Source organism: Bacillus sp. JST-5 (genome assembly GCF_057747715.1).
The window spans coordinates 1-7,661 of record NZ_JBYLHW010000092.1 but is presented as its reverse complement, the minus strand read 5'-3'; the positions used below and the strand labels follow the sequence as shown (position 1 = coordinate 7,661).

The 7,661-nt window shown below is 33.6% G+C and carries 10 protein-coding genes and 1 other annotated feature; all 10 genes read left to right on the top strand.

The window, feature by feature from the left end:
• Positions 1-352: 352 nt before the first annotated feature.
• The 10 genes from spoIIGA (at position 353) to AC3ASS_RS13070 (ending at position 7,190) form a co-directional block, all read left to right on the top strand.
• Positions 353-1,276 carry a sigma-E processing peptidase SpoIIGA gene (gene spoIIGA, locus AC3ASS_RS13115; RefSeq protein WP_488283970.1) on the top strand — a complete coding sequence of 308 codons (924 nt, stop codon included), beginning with the start codon at positions 353-355 and terminating at the stop codon, positions 1,274-1,276.
• 112 nt (positions 1,277-1,388) lie between these two features.
• Complete coding sequence (gene sigE / locus AC3ASS_RS13110) at positions 1,389-2,108, top strand: RNA polymerase sporulation sigma factor SigE (protein ID WP_488283969.1); 720 nt, start codon at positions 1,389-1,391, stop codon at positions 2,106-2,108.
• A gap of 186 nt (positions 2,109-2,294) precedes the next feature.
• A complete protein-coding gene (gene sigG, locus AC3ASS_RS13105; protein ID WP_488283968.1) occupies positions 2,295-3,071 on the top strand; it encodes an RNA polymerase sporulation sigma factor SigG in 777 nt (258 codons plus the stop codon).
• 87 nt (positions 3,072-3,158) lie between these two features.
• Entirely contained in the window at positions 3,159-3,422 is a 264-nt protein-coding gene (locus tag AC3ASS_RS13100; RefSeq protein ID WP_488283971.1) for a YlmC/YmxH family sporulation protein, read from the top strand.
• Between the two features lie 79 nt (positions 3,423-3,501).
• Positions 3,502-4,323: a peptidoglycan editing factor PgeF gene (gene pgeF / locus AC3ASS_RS13095; RefSeq protein WP_488283967.1), complete on the top strand. Its 822-nt coding sequence runs from the start codon at positions 3,502-3,504 to the stop codon at positions 4,321-4,323.
• 7 nt (positions 4,324-4,330) lie between these two features.
• Positions 4,331-5,008 carry a YggS family pyridoxal phosphate-dependent enzyme gene (locus AC3ASS_RS13090; protein WP_488283966.1) on the top strand — a complete coding sequence of 226 codons (678 nt, stop codon included), beginning with the start codon at positions 4,331-4,333 and terminating at the stop codon, positions 5,006-5,008.
• A 13-nt stretch (positions 5,009-5,021) separates the two neighbouring features.
• Positions 5,022-5,474 (top strand): cell division protein SepF, encoded by a 453-nt coding sequence (locus AC3ASS_RS13085; protein WP_488283965.1) that lies wholly within the window; start codon positions 5,022-5,024, stop codon positions 5,472-5,474.
• A gap of 9 nt (positions 5,475-5,483) precedes the next feature.
• The gene (locus AC3ASS_RS13080) at positions 5,484-5,750 is read left to right on the top strand and encodes a YggT family protein (RefSeq protein ID WP_488283964.1); all 267 of its coding nucleotides are present in this window, start codon (positions 5,484-5,486) and stop codon (positions 5,748-5,750) included.
• A 63-nt stretch (positions 5,751-5,813) separates the two neighbouring features.
• Positions 5,814-6,587, top strand: a complete 774-nt coding sequence (locus AC3ASS_RS13075; protein WP_488283963.1) for a YlmH family RNA-binding protein — start codon at positions 5,814-5,816, stop codon at positions 6,585-6,587.
• 81 nt (positions 6,588-6,668) lie between these two features.
• Entirely contained in the window at positions 6,669-7,190 is a 522-nt protein-coding gene (locus AC3ASS_RS13070) for a DivIVA domain-containing protein (protein ID WP_488283962.1), read from the top strand.
• Positions 7,191-7,234: 44 nt separating this feature from the next.
• Positions 7,235-7,459: a binding site (T-box leader), on the top strand.
• Positions 7,460-7,661 lie beyond the last annotated feature (202 nt).

Sequence of the window (7,661 nt, the reverse complement as noted above, 5' to 3'; positions counted from 1 at the left end):
GTACGGTTTGATGAGGGGAAGCTGAGAGTAAAAGAGACAGCATGAGCTGTCCCTTTGAAATCAGTTTTCTACTCTACAAAAAATCTCATTTGTTGCTTCCAAACACGAAGAATCGATATCTTCTATTTTCCGTTTATACCATCTCCATTTCTTCTTCTTTTCTCAATCTTTTGTTTGTCTATAAAAAATTTATGAATTTCAACTATTATATATCATTCTACAATATCCGAAGTTTTAACAAAAAATCTCCCCTATTTTCATTACAGGAAGTGACACACTTTTAATAGGAGAATACGATATACTACTTCATATCATAGTTTGTCAGATTTTAATAATGAAAGGAGAGGATGTATTGACCGTATATTTGGATATTATATGGCTATTAAATTTGCTGTTTGACACACTTCTCCTTTATCTAACTGGGCTTATATTAGGTCGTTCAATAAAAAAGAGAAGGATTATTATCGGGGGATTTATTGGTTCTCTTATAATATTATTTTCTATTACAGAATTAAGGCATTTTGTATCCCATCCATTCATAAAGTTTTTAGTCTCACTCATTATGGTTTATGCTGCTTATGGTTTTAAAAGACTCCGTTTTTTTATGACAAATCTCATGGTTTTTTATTTGTGTACGTTTTTCATCGGTGGAGCCTTGATTGGCGCCCATTATTTTCTCCAATTTAATTTAGACTTATCAAGTTCGCTTTACCTATCCAATGTGTATGGCTTAGGAGATCCGATTAGTTGGCTATTTGTAATGATCGGGTTCCCAATTGCTTGGCATTTTTCAAGAAAAACTTTTGATCGATGGGAAATGGCAACAATTCAGTACGATCAGCTTGTGCAAGTTTCATTTTCCATAGAAAATAATCAAATTCAATTAAAGGGTTTAATAGATAGCGGGAATCAATTATATGACCCAATTTCTAAAAAGCCAGTGATGATCGTTTCATTGTCGAAAGTTTCGCATCTTCTTCCAGAATCATTAGTTCATATTTTTGAAGATCCAGAAAAAATTTGGAACGGATCTCAAATCCCCGATGAATGGATAAATAAAATTTCGATTGTTCCTTATAAAGTTGTAGGGCAGAATCACAAGTTATTGCCATGTTTAAAAGTGAAGGAAGTAACGATTGAAAAAAAAGGTTTGAAAAGCGTTGTGACGTCTATCCTTGTAGCTTTTGTTAATCAAAAGCTATCTGAAGATGATACGTTTGACTGTATCATTCATCCTAAAATGGTGAGTCGTCATCCAACTGCAAAAGTATCATGACATACAAACAATTATCCTCAAAATAGAATGGACTCCATTGTAGGAAATCTTCGTCAAAAAAACCACTTTTATTTCAAAAATGAAAAATTAATCAAAGCAAGGAGGAGCATCCATGAAAAAATGGAAATTCCGTTTAACCTACTACTGGTATAAGTTATTAATCACATTAGGATTAAAATCTGATGAAATTTTTTACATAGGAGGCAGTGAAGCTCTTCCACCGCCACTTACAAAAGAAGAAGAGGAAGTACTACTAAAAAAGTTACCAAATGGCGATAAAACGGCAAGATCGATGTTAATAGAAAGAAACTTGCGATTAGTTGTTTATATAGCTCGTAAATTCGAAAACACTGGAATTAATATTGAAGATTTAATCAGTATAGGTACAATCGGATTGATTAAAGCTGTCAACACGTTTAATCCAGAAAAGAAAATAAAGTTGGCGACATATGCCTCTCGTTGTATTGAGAATGAAATATTAATGTATTTAAGGAGAAATAATAAAATCCGTTCAGAAGTTTCCTTTGATGAACCGTTAAATATTGATTGGGACGGTAATGAATTATTGTTATCAGACGTTCTTGGAACAGAAGATGATATTATTACGAAAGATTTGGAAGCTAGTATCGATCGAAAATTGCTAATGAAAGCTTTGCATACGCTATCTGATAGAGAAAAACAGATTATGGAATTACGCTTCGGCTTACTAGGAGGAGAAGAAAAAACACAAAAGGATGTAGCAGATATGTTAGGAATTTCTCAGTCATACATTTCACGACTAGAAAAAAGAATCATTAAACGATTGAGAAAAGAATTTAACAAAATGGTGTGAGGAGAACTTATTTTATTAAAGTGAAAAATAAAAAAATTTTTTTAGAATTTTATTATATAAAAACCTTTATTTGACAATCTTTTACACGGTTTGAGTATTTTTTAGCGGTAAAAGCGTCATGCATATTTTTCCCTCCTGAGGAGATACTTAACTTTGTACAGTAGCTCCTATAAGGAGGGAATTTCATTGACAAGAAATAAAGTAGAAATTTGCGGAGTCGATACCTCAAAGCTTCCTGTGCTGACGAATGAAGAAATGCGAGAATTATTTAAGAAGATGCAAGAAGGAGATTTGTCAGCAAGGGAAAAACTTGTCAACGGTAATTTACGCCTTGTGTTAAGTGTCATTCAACGATTTAATAACAGAGGAGAGTATGTCGATGATTTATTTCAAGTAGGATGTATCGGACTTATGAAATCGATAGATAATTTTGATCTAAGTCAAAATGTTAAATTTTCAACGTATGCTGTTCCAATGATCATAGGAGAAATACGTCGGTATTTACGAGATAATAACCCAATTCGAGTATCGAGATCTTTAAGAGATATTGCATATAAAGCACTTCAAGTTCGAGAACGATTAATGAGCATGACTTCTAGAGAACCTACAGCGGAAGAGATTGCCAAAGAACTAGGTGTGCCACATGAAGAAATTGTCTTTGCGCTCGATGCGATTCAAGATCCTGTGTCATTATTTGAACCAATTTACAACGATGGTGGGGATCCAATATTTGTTATGGATCAAATAAGTGATGAAAAAAGTAAAGACTCTACTTGGATTGAAGAAATTGCATTGAAAGAAGGACTTCGAAGACTTAATGAAAGAGAAAAATTAATACTCAAAAAACGGTTTTTCCAAGGAAAAACGCAAATGGAAGTGGCTCAAGAGATTGGAATTTCACAAGCTCAAGTTTCAAGATTGGAAAAAGCAGCCATTAAACATATGAATAAAAACATCCAGTAAAAGATTCAGGTTATTTTAGCCTGAATCTTTTTTTATCATCATGAAATGTTTGGAAAACCTCATATAGTAATAATAGGGAGGTTGAATATTGTGAATATAACAGAATTTCAAGCGAAAGATGTTATTAATGTTATAGATGGAAGTAAACTTGGGAGTATTGGTGATTTCGAAATAAATGTTCAAACAGGTCAAATAGATGCCATCATTATTTACGGAAATCATAAAGTTTTTCAATTTTTTAATAGAGACGAAGAGCTAGTGATTCCTTGGAAAAATATTTTAAAAATTGGTCAAGACGTCATTTTAGTAAAATGGAAAACAGATGTGAATCTTCAAATAGAGGGTTCTTAATTGAATATGACGAAATAAAAAGGATATGGTAAACTATTATTAAGTTTTTGGAACATGCTTCATGATTGAGGGAGAATTTATGAACGAGCCGTTTATTCAAAAAGAGAAAGAATATTTTACGATTCCAGATTGGACTCAACTCGATCCTTATTTAGTCGTAGGATTTACAACAAAAATTGGAGGTTTTTCAAAAGAAGAATATTCGACACTCAATATGGGATTTCATGTAGGAGATCAATTAGAAGATGTGAAAAGTAATCGGCTATACCTTGCAGAAAAATTGAATGTACCGATTCATCAATGGGTAGGAGCTAAGCAAATTCACCATAATGTTGTCGCAATGATTACCGATCAAAACTGCAATATGGGTGCAACGGATTATGAAAGTGCATTGGAAGGAATCGACGGCATGATAACGGATCATAAGGAAATCTTATTAACGTTATGTTTTGCCGACTGTGTCCCGATTTATTTTTTTGCTCCAAAATCTCATGTAGTTGGAATTGCACATGCGGGATGGAAAGGTACTGTTTTACAAATTTCTAAAGAGATGATTCGTTCTTTTTCCCATAAAGGTGTATCCAGAAGTGAAATTGAAGTAGTGATTGGTCCTTCGATATGTCGTTCATGTTATATTGTTGATGACAGAGTTATTAAAGAAGTAGATAAATTAATCAATAATCAAAAGACATATGTTTATGATAAAATTTCAAAAGGACAATATGCGTTGGATTTGAAAGCATTAAATTATGAGCTTTTAATCCAAGAAGGTATTCCGAAAGAAAATATTAAAATATCTTCCCTATGTACAAGTTGTCAATCATCCTTTTTTTATTCTCATCGTAGAGATAATGGGAAAACGGGAAGAATGATGGCGTTTATTGGCTGGAAGGGGGAATAACAGAATCGTGTCTGTTTTAGAAAACTATGCAGAAATTTCCCGAAAAATTCGCAATGCATGTGAAAGAGTACAGCGAAGTGAAGAAGAAATAACTGTTATTGCTGTAACGAAATATGTTTCCGTTTCAAGAGCAAAAGAAGCCATCGAGGCGGGAATTGTTCATCTTGGAGAAAACCGTGATGATGAATTGCTCAAAAAAATAGAAATTTTAGGAGACAAGCCGGTATGGCATTTTATTGGAACTCTGCAATCTAGAAAAGTAAAAAATATTATTAATCATGTAGAATATATTCATTCGTTAGATCGCATGAGTTTAGCGAAAGAAATACATAAGAGGGCAAAGAGAAAAATAAAATGTTTTGTCCAAGTTAATACATCAGAGGAAGAAACCAAACATGGATTATCACCAATAGAAGTTATTCCTTTTATTAAACAATTAGAAATGTATGACAATATTCAAGTCGTTGGTTTAATGACAATGGCTCCTTATACGAATAATTATATGATCATTAGAGATTGTTTTAAAAAATTGAAAGAAATCCAATTGCAAGTACAAGAATTAAAACTTGAACATGCTCCATGCCATGAGCTTTCCATGGGAATGAGTAACGATTACGAAATTGCCATTGAAGAAGGTGCTACTATGATCCGCATTGGAAGTGCTCTTGTCGGCGAGAGAATTTAGGAGGTGGCAAAAAATGGGGTTAAAATCTAAGTTTAAGACATGGTTTTTTCTTGATGATGACTATGAAGATGAAATGATTGAGGACGCACATGAACAACCAATGACACGGACGAATAGTGGAAAACAAAATGTCGTAAGTTTTCAAAGTATACAAAAGCAAAATATTTCTTCCTCATCCGGTGGAGCTTCTAAAGTCGTTCTATTTGAGCCGAGAGTATATTCTGATGCTCAAGAGATTGCCGACCATTTAAAAAGTCGGAAAGCAGTTGTTATTAATCTACAACAAATCCCTCATGATCAAGCGAAGAGAATTGTAGACTTTTTAAGCGGCACTGTTTATGCTATTGGTGGTGATATTCAGCGTGTAGGTACGAATATCTTCTTATGCACGCCAGATAATGTTGAAGTATCAGGAAATATTTCAGATTATATTCACGATCAAAATTTTGATGACACGAGGTGGTAATGTAAGACGATGGGCCTATTATATGACGTTTTGTCAACTATATTAAATCTTTATTCAATTGCAGTGATTATCTATGTTTTTATGTCATGGTTTCCTAATTCTAGAGAGACGCCAATCGGCTATTTTCTTGGACGTATAGTGGAACCGTATTTAGAACCGTTTAGAAGATTTATACCACCTATTGGTATGATTGATATATCTCCAATTGTTGCTTTATTTGTATTACATTTGGCTAAAATCGGTTTACAACAGTTATTTATAATGCTTTTATATTAACAAGATAAAGGAGCCAACAGGTTCCTTTTGTTGTTTCATCATGTAAAAAAGGAGTTTCCTTACATGTCTATATATCAACATTTTCGTCCAGAAGAAAAAGAATTTATTGATCAAGTACTAAATTGGAAAGAATATGTGCTTCAAAGTTATTCCATGAAACTGACAGATTTTCTTGATCCGCGTGAGCAAATGATTGCAAAGTCAGTCATAGGTCAACAAGACGAAATGATCATAAAATTTTTTGGTGGCCAACCTAATACAGAAAGAAAGCGTATGATTTTATGTCCTGATTACCTTTCTCTCTCAGAAGAAGATTTTGAAATTGCATTGTTTGAAATAAAATACCCAACGAAATTTACAACTATCACTCACCCCCAAGTATTAGGTTCGTTGATGTCTCTCGGTATAAAAAGAGGTAAGTTTGGAGATATCCTGATTCATGAAGACGTTGTTCAATTTTATGTTGCCAAAGAAATTGCTTCCTATGTTCAAATGAATCTTCAAAGCGTTGGAAAAGTGAAAATTTCGTTAATTGAGAAGCCGTTTGCAGAAGCGATTAAAATATTGAATGATTGGGAGGAATTTAACTTTACTACTCCTTCTTTAAGACTAGATGCTATTTTATCTCATTCAAGTAAATTATCGAGACAAAAAGCACAAATTCTTATTCAACAAGGATTAGTGAAAGTCAATTTCCGAATAATTGAACAGCCGTCATTTGAATTACAGGAAGGAGACTTAATATCAGCTAGAGGAATTGGACGAATAAAGTTATTAGAAATCGGAGAAAAAACAAAAAAAGACAAATGGAAAATCAAGGTTGGAAAACAAAAATGATGATATTTTAGAAGGATTTTCTCACAATCTGTCGAAACATAGTATAATATGAACAGAGACATATTTTTGGAGGTGGCCTTCATGCCGTTAACGCCGTTAGATATACATAATAAAGAATTTAGTCGAGGATTTAGAGGTTATGATGAAGACGAAGTTAATGAGTTTTTAGACCAAGTAATTAAAGATTACGAAATGGTGATTCGTGAAAAAAAGGAATTGGAAGAAAAACTCCGGGACATGCAAGAAAGATTAGGACATTTTAACAATATTGAAGAGACATTGAATAAATCAATCGTAGTAGCTCAAGAAGCTGCTGAAGAAGTGAAAAGGAATGCTCAAAAAGAAGCAAAATTGATTATAAAAGAAGCGGAAAAAAATGCAGATCGCATCGTTAATGAAGCATTATCTAAAGCAAGAAAGATTGCATTGGAAATTGAAGATTTAAAGAAACAATCAAAAGTATTTAGAAATCGATTTAAAATGTTAATTGAAGCTCAATTAGACATGTTAAATAATGATGACTGGGATCAATTAATGGGATATGAAGTAGATACGAGTGAATTAAAATCAATTGAAGAAAAAGAAGAAGACGTATTAACTTGACGTTTAAGAACTTTTTAACATATAATTTCTTTAAAAATAAATAGTATGAAACGATGATAGGGAGAGTACAATTCTTTTATCATCTTTCAGCGAGTCGGGGATGGTGGAAGCCCGATAGATGATAGAATTGGAAAATCACCCTTGAGTTCCGAACTGAACGAATAAGTAGGTAAGGCGTCTCATTCACGATACGAATGCTGAGTGAACCGTTGAAATTTTCCAAACGGTTTATTAGGGTGGTACCGCGGGAATACCTTCTCGTCCCTTCTGGGATGAGAAGGTTTTTTTATTTGAGCGTGCCCAGCTAAGCTGTTATCTGCTAGTTGGTGCAAGTCCAACCCGAGTAAGTGCCAAGACGCTCGGTAGCTGACAGGCAACTGGTGGAGAAATCCTAAGGTTGAAGCCCTGTGACAAAGTAACTCTCTTGGAGAGTGCGAGCAAATCAGCAGACCGTAACATAAAGTGAATCCT